The 16,020-nt window shown below is 67.3% G+C and carries 15 protein-coding genes and 1 tRNA gene; 7 read left to right on the plus strand and 9 right to left on the minus strand.

All coding sequences use genetic code 11. The features are described 5' to 3' along the window. Window positions 1–18: 18 nt before the first annotated feature. Window positions 19–1,359, minus strand: coding sequence for a glutamate--tRNA ligase (gene gltX / locus Q9235_RS05920; RefSeq protein ID WP_306225900.1), 1,341 nt, complete (start codon window positions 1,357–1,359; stop codon window positions 19–21). Window positions 1,360–1,406: 47 nt separating this feature from the next. On the opposite strand from gltX, the gene Q9235_RS05925 reads away from it, so the two are divergent. Further along, window positions 1,407–2,381 (plus strand): outer membrane protein, encoded by a 975-nt coding sequence (locus Q9235_RS05925; RefSeq protein WP_306225901.1) that lies wholly within the window; start codon window positions 1,407–1,409, stop codon window positions 2,379–2,381. Window positions 2,382–2,460: 79 nt separating this feature from the next. On the opposite strand, the gene Q9235_RS05930 is transcribed toward Q9235_RS05925, so the two are convergent. From Q9235_RS05930 to Q9235_RS05940, 3 genes are all read right to left on the minus strand, one after another. Then, window positions 2,461–3,846, minus strand: coding sequence for a class II 3-deoxy-7-phosphoheptulonate synthase (locus Q9235_RS05930; protein WP_173047230.1), 1,386 nt, complete (start codon window positions 3,844–3,846; stop codon window positions 2,461–2,463). Window positions 3,847–4,253: 407 nt separating this feature from the next. After that, window positions 4,254–5,624, minus strand: a complete 1,371-nt coding sequence (gene gor, locus Q9235_RS05935; protein ID WP_306225902.1) for a glutathione-disulfide reductase — start codon at window positions 5,622–5,624, stop codon at window positions 4,254–4,256. Further along, complete coding sequence (locus tag Q9235_RS05940) at window positions 5,617–6,888, minus strand: O-antigen ligase family protein (RefSeq protein WP_306225903.1); 1,272 nt, start codon at window positions 6,886–6,888, stop codon at window positions 5,617–5,619. Before Q9235_RS05940 ends, gor begins: the two co-directional genes overlap by 8 nt. 224 nt (window positions 6,889–7,112) lie before the next feature. Between Q9235_RS05940 and Q9235_RS05945 the strand changes: the two genes are divergently transcribed. The 3 genes from Q9235_RS05945 (at window position 7,113) to Q9235_RS05955 (ending at window position 10,171) form a co-directional block, all read left to right on the plus strand. Further along, window positions 7,113–8,078: a Bug family tripartite tricarboxylate transporter substrate binding protein gene (locus Q9235_RS05945; protein WP_306225904.1), complete on the plus strand. Its 966-nt coding sequence runs from the start codon at window positions 7,113–7,115 to the stop codon at window positions 8,076–8,078. Window positions 8,079–8,178: 100 nt separating this feature from the next. Then, entirely contained in the window at window positions 8,179–8,658 is a 480-nt protein-coding gene (locus Q9235_RS05950; RefSeq protein ID WP_306225905.1) for a tripartite tricarboxylate transporter TctB family protein, read from the plus strand. Between the two features lie 13 nt (window positions 8,659–8,671). Continuing rightward, a complete protein-coding gene (locus Q9235_RS05955) occupies window positions 8,672–10,171 on the plus strand; it encodes a tripartite tricarboxylate transporter permease (protein WP_306225906.1) in 1,500 nt (499 codons plus the stop codon). Here Q9235_RS05955 and Q9235_RS05960 read toward each other — a convergent pair. Continuing rightward, a complete protein-coding gene (locus Q9235_RS05960) occupies window positions 10,152–11,195 on the minus strand; it encodes an SDR family oxidoreductase (RefSeq protein WP_306225907.1) in 1,044 nt (347 codons plus the stop codon). The genes Q9235_RS05955 and Q9235_RS05960 overlap by 20 nt on opposite strands. A 174-nt stretch (window positions 11,196–11,369) precedes the next feature. On the opposite strand from Q9235_RS05960, the gene Q9235_RS05965 reads away from it, so the two are divergent. Then, window positions 11,370–12,800, plus strand: coding sequence for an APC family permease (locus Q9235_RS05965; protein WP_306225908.1), 1,431 nt, complete (start codon window positions 11,370–11,372; stop codon window positions 12,798–12,800). A gap of 72 nt (window positions 12,801–12,872) precedes the next feature. Here Q9235_RS05965 and Q9235_RS05970 read toward each other — a convergent pair whose 3' ends face one another. The 3 genes from Q9235_RS05970 to Q9235_RS05980 form a co-directional block, all read right to left on the minus strand. Then, a complete protein-coding gene (locus tag Q9235_RS05970; RefSeq protein WP_306225909.1) occupies window positions 12,873–13,370 on the minus strand; it encodes a DUF2059 domain-containing protein in 498 nt (165 codons plus the stop codon). Window positions 13,371–13,484: 114 nt separating this feature from the next. After that, window positions 13,485–14,186, minus strand: a complete 702-nt coding sequence (rpiA, locus tag Q9235_RS05975; protein ID WP_306225910.1) for a ribose-5-phosphate isomerase RpiA — start codon at window positions 14,184–14,186, stop codon at window positions 13,485–13,487. Window positions 14,187–14,296: 110 nt separating this feature from the next. Beyond that, window positions 14,297–14,683, minus strand: coding sequence for a hypothetical protein (locus Q9235_RS05980; RefSeq protein WP_422678279.1), 387 nt, complete (start codon window positions 14,681–14,683; stop codon window positions 14,297–14,299). A gap of 156 nt (window positions 14,684–14,839) precedes the next feature. Between Q9235_RS05980 and Q9235_RS05985 the strand changes: the two genes are divergently transcribed. Together Q9235_RS05985 and Q9235_RS05990 are read left to right on the plus strand one after the other, a co-directional pair. Then, on the plus strand, window positions 14,840–15,538 hold the full coding sequence (locus Q9235_RS05985) for an HAD family hydrolase (RefSeq protein WP_306225911.1): 699 nt from the start codon (window positions 14,840–14,842) through the stop codon (window positions 15,536–15,538). A 28-nt stretch (window positions 15,539–15,566) separates the two neighbouring features. Next, window positions 15,567–15,641, plus strand: a tRNA-Val gene (locus tag Q9235_RS05990). Window positions 15,642–15,711: 70 nt separating this feature from the next. On the opposite strand, the gene Q9235_RS05995 is transcribed toward Q9235_RS05990, so the two are convergent. Continuing rightward, entirely contained in the window at window positions 15,712–15,918 is a 207-nt protein-coding gene (locus tag Q9235_RS05995) for a hypothetical protein (RefSeq protein ID WP_306225912.1), read from the minus strand. Window positions 15,919–16,020 lie beyond the last annotated feature (102 nt).

Genomic DNA, 16,020 nt, shown 5'->3' on the forward strand with positions numbered 1-16,020 from the left:
ACTGTTCGGAAAGGTTGATCAGCTCGTTTCGCCAGCCAGCCGCTTCAGCGCCTTGGCCCGCCCGATCAGCGGCAATAGGGCCGCGAGTTCCGGCCCGTGGTCGAGCCCGGTCAGGGCCTGGCGCAGCGGCATGAACAGTGCCTTGCCCTTGGCCCCCGTCGCAGCCGAGACGGCTTGCGTCCAGCTCTTCCAGGTCGTCGCGTCGAAAGGTTCCGCCGGCAGCAGTCCGGCCGCTGCGGCAGCGAATCCCTGGTCGGCGATCACGGGCTCAAGCGGCCCTTTCACCACGCGCCACCACTGGGCCGCCTCGTCGAGCTTCGCGAGATTGCCGCGCACGGCCTGCCAGAACGCCTCGTCGGCAGCGACGCCGAGCGCCGCCAGCCGGGCGGCCACCGCAGCAAGCGGCAACTGGTGCAGCGTGCGCGCGCTCAGCGCCTCCAGCTCGTGCTCGTCGAACTTGGCCGGAGCGCGCGAGACATGGGCGAGCTCAACCAGCCCGGCAAGCTCGTCGAGACTTGCGACCGGGCGCACGGCATCGGAGGTGCCGACCAGCGTGGCCAGCGCCGCCACGGCCAACGCCTCGACGCCGGTCTCGCGCAGGCCGCGCAAAGAGAGATGGCCGAGGCGCTTGGACAACCCCTCGCCGCTCGCAGTGGTCAGCAGGTTATGATGGCCGAAAGCCGGCAGGCTCGCACCGAGCGCCTCGAAGATCTGGGCCTGGACCGCCGTGTTGGTGACATGGTCCTCGCCGCGGATGACATGGGTCACGCCCGTCTCGATATCGTCGACGACGGAGGGGAGCGTGTAGAGATAGCTGCCGTCCTCGCGGACCAGCACCGGGTCCGAGAGCGAGGCGCAATCGACATGAGAGGCGCCGCGCACCAGATCGTCCCAGGCGACCTCGCGCGCCTCCAGCAGGAAGCGCCAATGGGGCTTGCGCCCCTCGGCAGCGAAAGCCGCCTTCTGCTCGTCGGTGAGCTTCAGCGCGGCGCGGTCGTAGATCGGCGGCAGGCCGCGGGCGAGCTGGCGCTTGCGGCGGCGGTCAAGCTCGTCAGCCGTCTCGTAGCAGGCATAGAGCCGCCCTGCCCCACGCAGCTTGTCGGCAGCGGCGTCATAGATCGCCAACCGTTCGGACTGCTTGATCACCTGATCGGGCACGATGCCGAGCCAGCCAAGGTCCTCGGCGATGGCATCGGCATATTCCGCCTTCGAGCGGGCGATGTCGGTATCGTCGTAGCGCAACAGGAAGCGGCCGCTGTGCCGGCGGGCGAACAGCCAGTTGAACAGCGCCGGCCGGGCGTTGCCGATATGGAGATAGCCGGTGGGCGACGGCGCGAAGCGAACCAGAGGCGAGGTCATGGCCGGCTTATGGCGCGTTTGCCGGCGGGCGACAATCCGGCGGCTCAGTGGAATTCCGCATCGTTAACCCCGCATTAGGGTTACCAAGGCATGAATCATCCCCAGAGCAGGGTGAAACGGGTGGATCCGGACCGCTGCTCGAGGAGATCAGGATGCGCATCCGTTCCATCGCGCTCATGCTTGGGTCCACGGCCCTCGCGACCAGCCTTCTCGCCGCACCGACGCTTGCGGCGGACTATCTGCGTGGCACGCAGACCTACGAAGCCCCCCAGGCCGCCGCGACATTCGAGCGGGGCATCGACTGGTCGGGCTTCTATTTCGGTGGTGGCGCCGGCGTATCCGATACGAAATACAAGCCCGGCGAGGGGCTTCAGGATCTGGCGCGCTACTCGTTCCGCAATACCACGCTCGGCGCCGAACGCGACATGGGCTCCTTCGTCAACAACCTCCCGTCGAAACAGGATAGCGGAGCGACCTATTTCGGCTTCCTGGGCTATAACTGGACCTTCGGCGACGCCGTTCTCGGCTTCGAAGCGGATTATACCCGCTCGGGTCAAAGCTACAGCATCACCGACTATATTGCGCGGCGGTCGGTTCTGTCCGACAACTCTCTGAACGACTGGTCCTTGACCACCAATCAAGGCGCCAAGCTGCTGGATTACGCGACTGCACGCTTGCGCGTGGGCTGGGCCTATGGCTCGTTCATGCCTTACGCCACCATCGGTGGCGCGGTCGGACGCTTCAACACGCTTTCGACGGTGACGTCGACCTGGCATGTCACACGCACCAACCCCGTCACCAACGCCGTCGAGGATTTCGACGCGGCTGGCTATCCGCTGACGGTCGGCGCGTCGAAGAAGAACGTCTACGGTTTCGGCCTGGCGGTCGGCGGCGGCGTCGACTGGGCGCTGGCGGAGAACATGTTCCTGCGCGGCGAATATCAGCTCGTCCGCTTCGCCGATGTCGAGGGCACGACGACGACGGTCAACACCGCGCGCGCCGCGCTCGGCGTCAAATTCTGATCCAGGCCACCACGGCATAAACGAAAAAGGCCGGGGCGAAAGCCCCGGCCTTTCCTGTTGTTGGGCTTGGCGAAGCGGCTTACTCGGCCGCCTCGACCTCGGGCCGCGCCCGGCCGGCGCGCTGGCGCTTGACCAACTCGGCGACGATGAAGGCGAGCTCCAGCGCCTGCTCCGCGTTGAGGCGCGGGTCGCAGAACGTGTGGTAGCGGTCGTTGAGGTCCGCATCCGTCATGCCGCGCGCACCGCCAGTGCATTCGGTGACGTTCTTGCCGGTCATCTCCAGATGCAGGCCGCCGGCATGGGTGCCCTCGGCCTGGTGGACGGCGAAGAAGTTCTTCACCTCGCCCAGGATCAGATCGAAGGGCCGGGTCTTGTAGCCGCTGGCGGCCTTGACCGTGTTGCCGTGCATCGGGTCGCAGGACCAGACGACATTGCGGCCTTCGCGCTTCGTCGCCCGCACCAGCGCCGGCAGATGGTCGAAGACCTTGTCGGCGCCGAAGCGCGCGATCAGCGTGAGGCGTCCCGCCTGGTTCTGCGGATCGAGCACGTCGATCAGCTTGAGCAGGCCGTCGACCGTGGTCGAGGGACCGCATTTCAGGCCGATCGGGTTCTTGATGCCGCGGAAGAACTCGACATGGGCATGGTCGATCTGGCGGGTGCGATCGCCGATCCAGAGCATGTGGCCGGAGGTGTCGTACCACTCGCCGGTCGTCGAATCCGTCCGCGTCATCGCCTGCTCGTAGCCGAGCAGCAGCGCCTCGTGGCTGGTGTAGAAGTCGGTCGTCCGCATCTCCGGATGGGTCTCCGGGTCGATGCCGATGGCGCGCATGAATTCCAGCGCCTCGGTGATACGCTCGGCCACTTCCTGGTAGCGATGCGACTGCGGGCTATCCTTGACGAAGCCGAGCATCCAGCGATGCGCGTTGTCGAGATTGGCATAGCCGCCGGTCGCGAAGGCGCGGATCAGGTTCAGCGTCGCCGCCGATTGGCGATAGCCCTCAAGCTGGCGGCGCGGATCGGGGATGCGCGCCTCGGCCGTGAACTCGTTGTCGTTGACGATGTCGCCCTTGTAGCTCGGCAGTTCGACGCCGCCGATCGTCTCGGTCGGGGCCGAGCGCGGCTTGGCGAACTGGCCGGCGATGCGGCCGACCTTCACCACCGGCGAGCCGCCGGCGAAGGTCAGGACGACCGCCATCTGCAGGAACAGCCGGAAGAAGTCGCGGATATTGTCGGCCGAATGCTCGGCGAAGCTCTCGGCGCAGTCGCCTCCCTGCAGCAGGAAGGCCTCACCGGCGGCGACCTTGCTCAACGCCCGTTTGAGCTTGCGCGCCTCGCCTGCAAAAACGAGCGGCGGAAAGCCGGCGAGCTGCTGCTCGACCGCCTTCAAGGCTGCCTGGTCCGGATATTCCGGAATCTGCTGGACGGGCTTGGCCCTCCAGCTCTCTGGCGTCCACCGCTCGGACATGGGACTACGTGCTCCTGACTGTGAGATCGCGCATCGTTAACCTCTTGGTAGCGCGAAGGGGCGGCTATACACCGATGATGTGGGAATGGCCACCTTCCGAGGGAAGCCCCGGTAGCGGGCGGCCCGGCCGTTCAGCGCATGCATCGGGAAAGATGATTCCGCGCAACGGGATAGCGAGCGCCGTTGCCATGCTGAATCAACGGCCTGGCATTCTGATTCAAGCGCTTCACAGGGCGATTCAACGCACGACCTTTGTCATTCCGGGGCTTCGCGCAGCGAAGAACCCGGAACCCACGACCGGGTGAGCAGTCGGCAACCGGGCACGAAATGTATCACCCGATCGTGGGTTCCGGGTTCGCGCCTGTGGCGCGCCCCGGAATGACAAGGGTGGTTTCGCTGCTTCAGCTTCAGCCCGCCCGCGGCGTCCGCATCGTCACCAGTTCCTCGGCCGCGCTCGGGTGCAGCGCGACGGTGCGGTCGAAATCGGCCTTGGTCGCGCCCATCGTCACGGCGATCCCGACCGCCTGGACGATCTCGCCGGCATCATGCCCGAGGATATGCACGCCGAGCACCTTGTCCGACTGCGCGTCGACGACGAGTTTCATGTAGATGCGCTCCTGCCGGCCCGAGATCGTTGCCTTCATCGGGCGGAAGCCGGTTTCGAAGACGGTGACCTTGTGTCCCGCAGCCACGGCCTGCGCCTCCGTCAGGCCGACCGTGCCGACCTCCGGCGTCGTGAAGACGGCCGAGGCGATGGTGGCGTGGTCGACCGTCCAGTTGCGATTGCCGAAGGTCGAGTCGGCGAAGGCATGGCCCTCGCGGATCGCGACCGGCGTCAGGTTGACCCGGTTGGTCACGTCACCGACGGCATGGATCGAAGGCACGCTGCTGACTGACGCCGCATCGACCTTGATCTCGCCGAGCGGGCCCATCGCGACGCCGGCCTGCTCAAGGCCGAGCCCCTTGGTGTTCGGCCGGCGGCCGGTGGCGACGAGAACGACATCGGCATCGATCGGCTCGCCCTTGGCGCAATGGGCGCGGCGGGTGCCGTCGGCCAGCTCCTCCATCCGATCGATGGTGCAGCCGAGCCGCAATGTGATGCCGGCATGGACAAGCGCATCGCGCAGGCGGTTGCGGATATCCTCATCGAAGCCGCGCAGGATGTTGTCGCCCCGGTGCAGCACGGTCACCGCGACGCCGAGCCGGGCGAAGAGGCTGGCGAATTCGAGCGCGATATAGCCGCCGCCGACCACGAGCAGGCGCTTCGGCAGCGCCGGCAGGTGGAAGATCTCGTTCGAGGAGATGCCGAGTTCGCCGCCGGGGATCGGCGGATCGAAGGACGGCCAGCCGCCGGTCGCGACCAGGATATGGCGGGCGCGGATCACCTCCCCGCTCTTCGCCAGCCGGACCTGATGCGGCCCCTCGACGACAGCGCGTTCCTCGCGAATCTGGACCTTCGCCCCTTCGAGTCCCTTGCGATAGAGGCCCGACAGGCGGGTGACCTCGTTGGCAACGGCGTCGCGCAATGTCGGCCAGTCGAAGACCGGCGCCTGGGGCAAGGTCCAGCCGAAGCCGGCCGCATCCTCGAAATCCTCGGCGAAGCGGCTGGCATAGACGAAGAGCTTCTTGGGCACGCAGCCGCGGATCACGCAGGTGCCGCCGATGCGGTCCTCCTCGGCGATCATGACGCGGGCGCCGTGGCCGGCCGCTATGCGCGCCGCACGCGTGCCGCCGGAACCAGCACCGATGACGAAGAGATCGACGTCGAAATCAGCCATGGTCTTCTCCTTGGGGCAATGCCTTGCCCGGACCGAACCAGAGGATTGCGCCCCCCAGAACGGCAACCCACCAGCCCTGCCAGGCGCCATGTCCGACGACGGCGATCGCGAAGGTGCCGGCGAACAGCGCCAGGCGCGGTGCCATCTCCCGTGCCGGCAGGTGGCGCAGACGCGCCAGCAACAGAAGGCCCACCACGATGAGAATGCCCGCTCCCACCGCCCCGGTCTCGGCCCAGGCCTGCAGCGGCATATCGTGCGGATGGCTCGCCGCGAGGAGCGGGCGATGCGCGGGAGCAACCTCAGCCGCGACCGGATGATCCTGCATGGTGGCCGAGGTCCCGAAGCCCGCGCCGACGATCGGCCGTGCCCGCGCGACCTCGCCGAAGCTCTGCCAGATATCGATACGAGCCTGGCCGGTCATTACGGCGAACCGGTTCAGGATCAGCGACGGCAGCCAGTTCTGCGCGGCGATACCGAGAACGGGCGCCACCATCATGGCAAGCAGGAAGGCGCAACCCGCGGCCGTCAGCGTCAGGCGCGGCCAGAGGGCCGACAGCCCCCAGCAGACGGCGCAGACGGCGACACCGAGCCGGGCCGAGGCGCTTTCCGAGCGCAGGGCCAGCACGGCCACGGCAAGGGCGAGAACGATCGCCAGGATGCGATCGGACCGGCGCGTGCCCGGCAGGTTCCACAATCCGTGGATCGTCGGCACGGCCAGCACGAGCGCCGTGATCGCGGGGCGGTTGAAGACGAAGCCCATCAGCTTGCCGACGCCGAGCGCAGCCCGCTGCGACAGCCCGGACGCGAGCTCGACCATCGCCAGCAGGCAGGCGAGGATGATCGCGAGGGCGAGCGCCCGCAGCCAGGCAGGCTGCGGCCTGAACCGGCCGGAAGCGGTGATGGCGAGGGCGAAGACGACCGGCAGCGTGAGCTCGCCCCAGGCTCGCAGGGAGGCGAGCGGCCTGTGGCTCCATAGCGTCGATATGAGCGCCCAGGCGAGGAAGGCGGCCAGGGCCAGCCCAAGCGGCGTCGCGACAAGGCGCCCGATACGCCCGGCGAAAGCGCCCGCCCCGCCCGATGCGATGGCCGCGGCAACGAAGGGGATCACCGCCAGCCCGAGCACAAGCGTCGACGAGCGGTTCGCGAGCCACATCGCCATCGGCATCAGCACCATCAGCGCGACGCCGATGCCGATCAGGCGCGACGGCAACGGCCCGCCGTCCGGCACGGTTTCCTGGCGATCGGCAAGACGCGTCTGGCTCATGGCTTGCGCTTACGCGATCCCAGGAAACGCCGCCAGCGCGTTGTCGCGCACGAGCTCCATAGTCGTAGGAGAAAAGGTGTAGATTCTGCCGCCAACGCGCAGCTCCGCCGAAAATTCTTGACTTCCGATTATGCAATCTGGCGCAATTGACGACCGGAGCGGCAAGGTGCCACAGGCGGACCGCCCAGGAAACCTTGGGCCAAAGCCCGCAAGCGGAGGAATTCATGCTGACATCCATCCTGAAGCGCACGGCCCTGACGGCGGTGGCGCTGGCTGCCCTCTCCACCGCCGCCTTCGCCCAGGTCAACGAATTGAAGATCATGGCGCCCGCGGCGCCGGGCGGCGGCTGGGACGGCACGGCCCGCTCGATGCAGCAGGCGCTGACGGCCGCCGGCATCGTCAAGAGCGTGCAGGTCAACAACGTCACCGGCGCGGGCGGCACCATCGGCCTCGCCCAGTTGATCGGCGCCAAGGGCGCCGGCGATCAGTTGATGGTCAACGGCTTCGTCATGGTCGGCGCGATCCTGCTCAACAAGTCGCCGGTCAACCTGACCCAGGTCACGCCGATCGCGCGCCTCACCGCAGAGGCCGAGGTCATCGTCGTGCCTACGGAATCGCCGCTCAAGACCGCCAAGGACCTGGCCGAGCGCCTGAAGGCCGACCCGGCCAAGGTGACCTGGGCGGGCGGCTCGGCCGGCGGCACGGACCATATCCTCGCCGCGCTGTTCGCCAAGGCGGTCGGCGCCGACGCCAAGAAGATCAACTACATCCCGTTCTCGGGCGGCGGCGAGGCTCTGGCTGCCATGCTCGGCGGGCGCGTCACCGCCGGCGTCTCCGGCTATGGCGAGTTCGAAGGCCAGATCAAGGCCGGCAAGCTGCGCGTGCTCGCGGTGTCCTCGTCCAAGCGCCTTGAGAACGCGCCGGATGCACCGACGCTGCAGGAGCAGGGCATCGATCTCGAGCTCCTGAACTGGCGTTCGGTCGTCGCCCCTCCCGGCCTCTCGGCCGAGCAGACCAAGGCCCTGACCGACACGGTCGAGAAAATGGTCAAGTCGAAGGAATGGCAGGAAATCCTGAAGGCCCGCGGCTGGGATGATTCCTTCCTCGCTGGCGCCGCGTTCGACACCTTCCTGAAGGGCGAGATCGATCGTGTCTCCAAGGTCATGGTCGATGTCGGCCTGGTGAAGTAAGCCGACAGCGACGCCAGAATCAGGAGGGGCCGGGCGACCGGCCCCTTTTCCAACCGCCAGAAGCGCCAAGAACGACGCCGGCCATCACTGCGGGAACGCCATGACCAACGACACGCGCACCCAAGGCGCCAACAAGCCGGCCCTCGTGGTAGGCGTCCTGCTGCTGATCGCCGCCGCCCTCGTCGGCTATGACGCCTCGCAGCAGACGATCACCTCGACCTATGGCGTCGGCCCGACCGCCATGCCCTATGTCGTGGCAGCCGGCCTCGTCATCCTCGGGCTGGCGCATTTCGTCGTCGCCTTCCGCGAAGGCCTGCCGCAGCCGGAGGACGCCGACAACAAGGCGCTGCTCTGGATCGCCGGGGGGCTGGTCTTCCTGATCGCCTGCATCGGGCTCGGCGGCGGTTTCGTCATCGCGATCGCCGTGGTCTTTGCCTGCACCGCGCGCGGCATGGGCCGGCAAGCACTGGCCGTGGACGCCGTGATCGGCTTCGTGCTCGGCCTGATCATCTTCCTCGTCTTCGCCAAGGTCCTGACGCTGATCCTGCCGTCGGGCCCGCTCGAGCGCCTGTTCCTCTGAGGAGAGCCCCGCCATGGATACCCTGCTCTCCCTGCTCTCCGGCTTCGGCGTCGCGCTCGAACCCTCCAAGCTGATGTTCTGCCTGATCGGCGTGTTCCTCGGCACCGCCGTCGGCGTGCTGCCCGGCATCGGCCCGGCACTGACGGTCGCGCTGCTGCTGCCGGTGACGTTCAAGCTCGATCCGGCCGGCTCGCTGATCATGTTCGCCGGCATCTACTATGGCGGCATGTATGGCGGCTCGACCACCGCGATCCTGCTGAACGCCCCGGGCGAAAGCGCCTCGCTCGCCACTGCGCTCGAAGGCTCGAAGATGGCCAAGGCCGGGCGCGGCGGCCCGGCGCTCGCGACCTCGGCGATCGGCTCCTTCGTCGCCGGCCTGATCGCGACGATCGGCCTTGCGTTCCTCGCGCCCCTGCTGGTCGAACTCGCCGTGAAGTTCGGGCCCTGGGATTATTTCGCGCTGATGATCGTCGCCTTCGTCACGGTCTCCGCGACCTTCGGCGACTCGCCCCTGCGCGGGCTCACCAGCCTGTTCCTAGGCATCACGCTCGGGCTCGTCGGCATCGACAAGCTGACCGGCCAGGCGCGCCTGACCTTCGGCGTGCCCGAACTGCTCAACGGCATCGAGGTCACCACGCTGGCCGTCGGCCTGTTCGCGGTGGGCGAGGCCTTCTACGTCGCCTCCAAGCGCGCCCGCGACCCCGAGGAGATCATCCCGATCAAGGGCTCGCTCTGGATGACCAAGGAGGACTGGAAGCGCTCCTGGGCGCCCTGGCTGCGCGGCACCGCCTTCGGCTTCCCGATCGGCGCCCTGCCTGCCGGCGGCGCCGAGGTGCCGACCTTCCTGAGCTATTCGACCGAGCGCAAGCTCTGCAAATACCCGGACGAGTTCGGCAAGGGCGCGATCGAGGGCGTCGCCGGGCCGGAAGCGGCGAACAACGCCTCGGCCGCCGGCACGCTGGTCCCGCTCCTGACGCTCGGCCTGCCGACCTCGGCGACGGCGGCGATCATGCTTGCCGGCTTCCAGCAATACGGGCTCAACCCCGGCCCGCTGCTCTTCGCCGAGAAGCCGGACCTGGTCTGGGGCCTGATCGCCTCGCTGTTCATCGCCAACGTCATGCTGGTGATTCTGAACCTGCCGCTGATCGGCCTCTGGGTCCGCCTGCTCGCGATCCCGCAGCCCTGGCTCTATGCCGGCATCCTCGTCTTCGCGACGATGGGCACGCTCGCGGTCAACGGCTCGCCGGTCGAGCTGACCATGCTCTTCCTGTTCGGCTTCCTCGGCTACCTGATGCGCCGCTACGATTATCCGGTCGCGCCGATGGTGGTCGGCCTGATCCTCGGGCCGATGGCGGAACAGCAACTGCGCCGCGCGCTGCAGATCAGCCTGGGCGATCCGATGATCCTGCTGGAGAACCCGATCTCGGCGACACTGCTCGGCATCGCCTTCATAGCGCTGGTGGCACCCTTCGTGATGAATGGGCTGAACAAGTTCAAGGCTTCCGAGGACTGACCAGGCCAAGCCGGATGAGGCTCTCGCCGGTGGCGACGAGAGCCTCTGCCGCCGGGCGCGGCTGCCAGCCCAGCATGGCCTGTGCCTTGGCGCTCGTCGCAGTCTTGCCGCGGCCGAGTTCGGCCGTCGCCGCCTGACGCGCGGTCGCGCTGAAGCGCGCGGCGAAGCGCACCAGCCAGTCCGGCAGCACGCGGGTCGAAACCCGCTCCGCATTCTCGCCAAGCCCGTCCTTCAGAGCCTGGGCGATCGCCTGCATCGTCATGAAGTCGCCGGCCGTGGCGAGGAAGCGCTCGCCGGCCGCTGCCGCATCGGTCATGGCGCGCAGATGCAGGTCGGCGACATCGCGCACGTCGACGACACCGAACATCAGCCGCGGCACCGCCCAGAGCCGGCCATCCAGCATGGTCTTGACCAGCAGGATCGAGGGCGAGAGGTCCGCCCCGACCAGCGGGCCGAAGATGCCGACGGGGTTGACCACCGCGAGCTCCAGCCCCTGCCCTTCGCCATCGACGAAATCCCAGGCGGCGCGCTCGGCCAGCGTCTTCGACTTCGGATAGGCGGCGAGCCCCGGCGCAGCCGCGTTCGACCAGTCGCGCTCGTCATAGGGGCGCTTCACCGAGCGGCCATAGCCGATCGCGGCGAAAGAGGAGGTCAGGACGGCACGCCTCACCCCGGCCCGGTGCGCGGCGCGCAACACGCGCAGCGTGCCCTCCCGCGCCGGGCGGATCAGCTCGTTCTCTTCCTTCGGCTCGGCCGCGGCGACCGGCGACGCGACATGCAGGACGTTGGTGCAGCCGGCGGCCGCCTCCGCCCAGCCCTCGTCGCGCATCAGATCTGCGACCGCGACCTGCAGCCGGTCTCCGGCATCCATCCCCGCAGCCCGGAGCGCCTCCCTGAGAGGCGTCTCACGCGCCGGATCGCGCAGCGTCGTGCGGACATCGTAGCCGGCCGCGAGCAGCGTCAGGATGCAATGCCCCGCGAGGAAGCCGGAGCCTCCTGTCACGAGGACGAGATCACGGGTCATGTCGCCGGCTCCGCCAGTTCAATTCAGTCGCTCGGCCATAGCGTCGGTTTCGGCATGACGCCAGAGCGCGGCAGGCCGATGAACAGAGCAGGCCGACGGGTGAACAATTGCGGCGGAAACGTGTTGTCCCGGTGCCGGCATCCTCAGCGGTGTCGCGGCAGAGGGAGACTATCGATGAGCGATACCACGCTAGGCGGGCAGGCCGGCACCGGTCAGCCAGCCGCCGCAGAACCCAGCCTGCACCGTGTCATGGGCCCTTGGCTGCTGCTTCTCTTCATCGTCGGCGACATCCTGGGAACGGGCATCTACGCGCTGACCGGCCAGGTCGCGAACCAGGTCGGCGGCGTCGTCTGGCTGCCCTTCCTGGTGGCCTTCGCCGTCGCGATGGTGACGGCCTTCAGCTATCTCGAACTCGTCACGAAATATCCGCAGGCCGCCGGCGCCGCGCTCTACACGCACAAAGCCTTCGGCATCCATTTCATCACCTTCATCGTCGCCTTCGCGGTGATGTGTTCAGGGATAACCTCGGCCTCGACCGCCTCGCGTGCCTTCGCGGCCAACATGTCCAACGCATTCGGGCTCGGCCTCTCCGGCGGCTGGGGCATCACGCTGATCGGCCTCGGCTTCATGGCGATCGTCGCGATCGTGAACCTGCGCGGCGTCGGCGAGAGCGTGAAGGCCAATGTCGTGCTGACCTGCGTCGAGCTCACTGGCCTTCTGATCATCATCACCATCGGCATGATGGCGATCGCCGCCGGACAGGGCGACGTCTCGCGCGTCATGCAGTTCAAGACCACGGCCGATGGCGGCGTGTTCTGGCCGGTCATCGCGGCGACGACGCTGGCCTTCTTCGCCATGGTCGGCTTCGAGGACTCGGTCAACATGGCCGAGGAGACCAAGGACCCGAGCCGCATCTTCCCCAAAATCCTGCTCGCCGGCCTCGCCATTACCGGCGTGATCTATGTGCTGGTCTCGATCTCGTCGATCACGCTCGTCCCGCCCGAGCAGCTCGGCGAGGGCGAGACGCCATTGCTCAAGGTGGTGCAGGCCGGCGCGCCGAACTTCCCGATCTGGATCTTCGGCTTCATCACCATGTTCGCCGTCGCGAACAGCGCGCTGATCAACATGCTGATGGCAAGCCGGCTGGTCTACGGCATGAGCCGCGAGCATGTGCTGCCGCCGATCCTGGGCAAGGTCCATGCGACGCGCCGCACCCCCTATGTCGCGATCGGCTTCACCAGCCTGCTCGCCTTCGCGCTGATCACCTTCGTCGGCGAGGTGCCGGCGCTGGGAGGCACGACGGCGCTATTGCTGCTCTGCGTCTTCACAGTGGTCAATGTCGCCGTGCTGGTGCTGCGCAAGGACACGGTCGACCATCAGCATTTCCGCACGCCGACCTTCCTGCCGATCATCGGCGCGATCTCCTGCGCCTTCCTGGCCGGGCCATGGACGGGGCGCGCCTCGGTCCAGTACACGATTGCCGGCGTTCTGATCGGCGTCGGCGTGCTGCTCTGGGTGGTCACGGTCATCGTCAACCGCAAGACCGGCACCGCCGCGAGCGACCCGCTGATGGAGGATATCGGCGGTCGCGGGCCGGTGAACTGATCGACCGCAAGAAAAAAGGCCGGCGATCGCTCGCCGGCCTTTGATGTCTTGAAGCGCCGTTACGCCGCCTGATCACAGCGAGTGGCCGCGCTTGCGCATCTCCTGCGAAAAGCGGTCGAACAGATACTGGCTGGTCTGCAAGGTCCAGGGCTGCAGGACGCTGAAAAGGTCGTCCATCGCCTCGCGCCGCATCGCATTGTAGCGCTGTCCGACCGGAGACTTGAAAAAGCCGGCGACCTCCTTGAGATCCGCCTCGTTCATCTTCCGGGCGAAGACCTCGGCCGCGGTCTTGGTCATCTCGTCGATGCGCTTGTCGGCTTCCGGCTTCAGCGCGGCGACGACGGCATCCGAGTCCTTCTTCATCTCCGGCCGGGTCGCGAGGAGTTCCTGCACGTTCTTCTCGAACTCGTTGAAGATGCCCGAGAAGGTCTGCGTGATGCCGGTCAGTTCCGCGACCTCGCGCGCCACCTGGAGATGGCTCGGCGTCAGCGCCGGCGCCTGGGCGAAGGCGGGAGCTGCGCAGACAAGCGCCAAACCTAGGGCAGCCTGGGCGAGAAAACGACGGATCATGCGTTGAAACCCCTTTTATCAGCGAACCATCGCCGGAGCGCGCGATTGCGCCACCGACAACGACGGACCGGTCATTGTGGCGCGTTCCTTAGCGTGGATCGCGCCGGAATGGAATCATTCGATCCTGCCGAGGAGCTTGAGGCCATCGGCACCCGCCAGGATCGCGCCGGAGGCAAGGCCGATGAACAGGCCGTGCTCGACGACGCCGGGGACAATGTTCAGGGCCTGCGCCAGCAATTCCGGGCGCTCGATCGCGCCGAGATGCGCGTCGAGGATGTAATGCCCGCCATCGGTGACGAGGGTCGCGCCGTCCGGCTTCTGGCGCAGCGTCAGTTTGCCCTCGGCTCCCGATGCGGCGATGGCCGCGGCCACGGCACGGCGCGTCGCCTCCAGCCCGAAGGGCACGACCTCGATCGGCAGCGGGAAGCGGCCGAGCGTCTGCACCAGCTTGCCGTCATCGGCGATCACGATCATGCGGGCAGAGGCCGCCGCGACGATCTTTTCGCGCAGCAGAGCCGCGCCGCCGCCCTTGATCAGGCGCAGTTGCGGATCGACCTCGTCGGCACCGTCGACGGTGAGATCGAGCTCCGGCGTCTCGTCGAGCGTCGACATCGGAATACCCAGCGAGACGGCCTGGGCCTGCGTGGCCTCGGAGGTCGAGACGCAGAGCACCTCGAAACCGGCGGCGACTTTCACACCGAGCAGGTCGACGAAATGCTTCGCGGTCGAGCCGGTGCCGAGACCGAGACGCATGCCCGGCTGCACGAGCTCCAGCGCGCGGGCGGCAGCCTGCTTCTTCAGGTCGTCGGCATTCATGATGGTTCGTCCGGCTCAGGTTGTGGAAAACGCCCGCCGCCCGGGCCGGACGACGGCGCTCTCCTGCCCCGTAGGGCCGTGCGTGTCCAGCGCGCCGAAGCGTCCGGACGTCATTTCGTCTGGGGCGTACACACCGTCTTGTCGTCGAAGACGTAGCAGATGCTCATCTCGCCGGTGCGGATATTGACCCGGAAGATGCCGCCCTCCTTCTCGTGGCGCGACGGCATCAGGCCGTAATCGCTCGGTGTCTGGGGGCCAGCTCCCTCGCCCGAGGGGAAGCAGACGGTCAGGCCGACGCCGCCCTCCTTCAACTGGAACTGGCAGGCGCCGACCTCGCCGGTCGCCTTGTCGATCCGATAGACGCGGTTGAGATCGTTCTGCGGCGCGGGTGCGAATTCGAAAGGTGCGGCCCATGCCGGCGCCGCACTCGTCATCGCAAGCCCCGCACCGAGCATCAGCCCTGCGATTCCAGCCCGTCTTCCCGTGAAATTCGACATGATGATCTTCCCTGCCGCCGGCCGCGCGACGAATCGCGCACACGATACCATCTCGCGCGGCAAATTTGGGGAGGTGGCCGAACGGGGCTTGCCAGCCCGGCCGCAACGACCTCTAACCGAATCGCGCCCGACCGAATCACTCCGAAGGTTCCGACCATGAGTCTGCCCCCGATCGTCGTCTTCGATCTCGACGGAACGCTCGCCGAGACCGCGCCGGACATCATGCGGGTCCTCAACCTGATCCTGGTGCGCGAGGGACTGGCGACGCTGCCGCTGGAGCGGGCGCGCGAACTCGTCGGCGCGGGCGTGCGCGTCCTGATCGAGCGCGGCTTCAAGGTCTCCGGCCGGCCGCTCGATCCGGAAACACTGGAGCGGCTCTTCCTGGAGTTCATGGATATCTATGCACAGGACACGGCAGGAAGCAGCCATCTCTTCGACGGCGTGCTCGGCGCGCTCGATGCGCTGGCGGGCGAAGGCTATGCGCTCGCCGTCTGCACCAACAAGCCGGTCCTGCACACGAACCTGATGCTCGCTCATTTCGGCATCGCCGGCCGCTTCGCGGCCGTCGCCGGGCGCGACAGCTTTCCCTATTTCAAGCCCGATCCGCGCCACCTCACCCTGACGATCGCGGCGGCGAAGGCCGATCCGACACGGGCCGTGATGATCGGCGATTCCCGCACGGATATCGCGACCGCGCGCGCCGCCGGCATCCCGACGATCTGCGTGCCCTTCGGCTATACCGACGTGCCGATCGAGACGCTGGAGCCCGATCTGGTGATCCAGCATTTCGACGAGTTGCACGGGGCTGTCGGCCGCGTGCTCAAATCTCCTCCCCGGACGTCCTTGACGGCATGAGGCGCGCCGACTAGGAGAGGCCGGGTCCGGGCGATTAGCTCAGCGGTAGAGCACTCCCTTCACACGGGAGGGGTCACAGGTTCGATCCCTGTATCGCCCACCATTTTTCCGGATTTTCCGATATCTCCTGAGCGTAGCGGCGCCTTGGCCGAGTTGTGCCTGGTCCCGCGGCCCTACTCGGCCTTGTCCAGCCTTGCCCGATCCAAGGCCGCCACGACCTCGTCGACACTCTCCTTGACGCCGAGCAGGAAGTCTTTCCCGAATGCGATGATCGTGTCCGCCGGCTGGCCTTTGAACTGATAGACCACGGCCACCTGCTCAGGATTGACGTAGACGGGCTTTCCATCGGCCGGCGAAGTGAATTTGCAGAGCTTCGGCATGATCGGTTTCGGTCCTGTGCTGCGATCTCGTGTCGAAAGGAACGTGGCCTGGACATCGGCCCGCTGCCGTTCTGCTCCAATACCGGCCGAACCCCGAGAGCG

This window comes from Bosea beijingensis, from assembly GCF_030758975.1.
Lineage (GTDB): Bacteria > Pseudomonadota > Alphaproteobacteria > Rhizobiales > Beijerinckiaceae > Allobosea > Allobosea beijingensis.

Excerpts from the sequence above, each read along its gene's own strand:
- gltX (WP_306225900.1), bottom strand. The coding sequence starts at position 1,359 with ATGACCTCGCCTCTGGTTCGCTTCGCGCCGTCGCCCACCGGCTATCTC.
- Q9235_RS05930 (WP_173047230.1), bottom strand. The coding sequence starts at position 3,846 with ATGTCCGAGCGGTGGACGCCAGAGAGCTGGAGGGCCAAGCCCGTCCAG.
- gor (WP_306225902.1), bottom strand. The coding sequence starts at position 5,624 with ATGGCTGATTTCGACGTCGATCTCTTCGTCATCGGTGCTGGTTCCGGC.
- Q9235_RS05940 (WP_306225903.1), bottom strand. The coding sequence starts at position 6,888 with ATGAGCCAGACGCGTCTTGCCGATCGCCAGGAAACCGTGCCGGACGGC.
- Q9235_RS05945 (WP_306225904.1), top strand. The coding sequence starts at position 7,113 with ATGCTGACATCCATCCTGAAGCGCACGGCCCTGACGGCGGTGGCGCTG.
- Q9235_RS05950 (WP_306225905.1), top strand. The coding sequence starts at position 8,179 with ATGACCAACGACACGCGCACCCAAGGCGCCAACAAGCCGGCCCTCGTG.
- Q9235_RS05955 (WP_306225906.1), top strand. The coding sequence starts at position 8,672 with ATGGATACCCTGCTCTCCCTGCTCTCCGGCTTCGGCGTCGCGCTCGAA.
- Q9235_RS05960 (WP_306225907.1), bottom strand. The coding sequence starts at position 11,195 with ATGACCCGTGATCTCGTCCTCGTGACAGGAGGCTCCGGCTTCCTCGCG.
- Q9235_RS05965 (WP_306225908.1), top strand. The coding sequence starts at position 11,370 with ATGAGCGATACCACGCTAGGCGGGCAGGCCGGCACCGGTCAGCCAGCC.
- Q9235_RS05970 (WP_306225909.1), bottom strand. The coding sequence starts at position 13,370 with ATGATCCGTCGTTTTCTCGCCCAGGCTGCCCTAGGTTTGGCGCTTGTC.
- rpiA (WP_306225910.1), bottom strand. The coding sequence starts at position 14,186 with ATGAATGCCGACGACCTGAAGAAGCAGGCTGCCGCCCGCGCGCTGGAG.
- Q9235_RS05980 (WP_422678279.1), bottom strand. The coding sequence starts at position 14,683 with ATGTCGAATTTCACGGGAAGACGGGCTGGAATCGCAGGGCTGATGCTC.
- Q9235_RS05985 (WP_306225911.1), top strand. The coding sequence starts at position 14,840 with ATGAGTCTGCCCCCGATCGTCGTCTTCGATCTCGACGGAACGCTCGCC.
- Q9235_RS05995 (WP_306225912.1), bottom strand. The coding sequence starts at position 15,918 with ATGCCGAAGCTCTGCAAATTCACTTCGCCGGCCGATGGAAAGCCCGTC.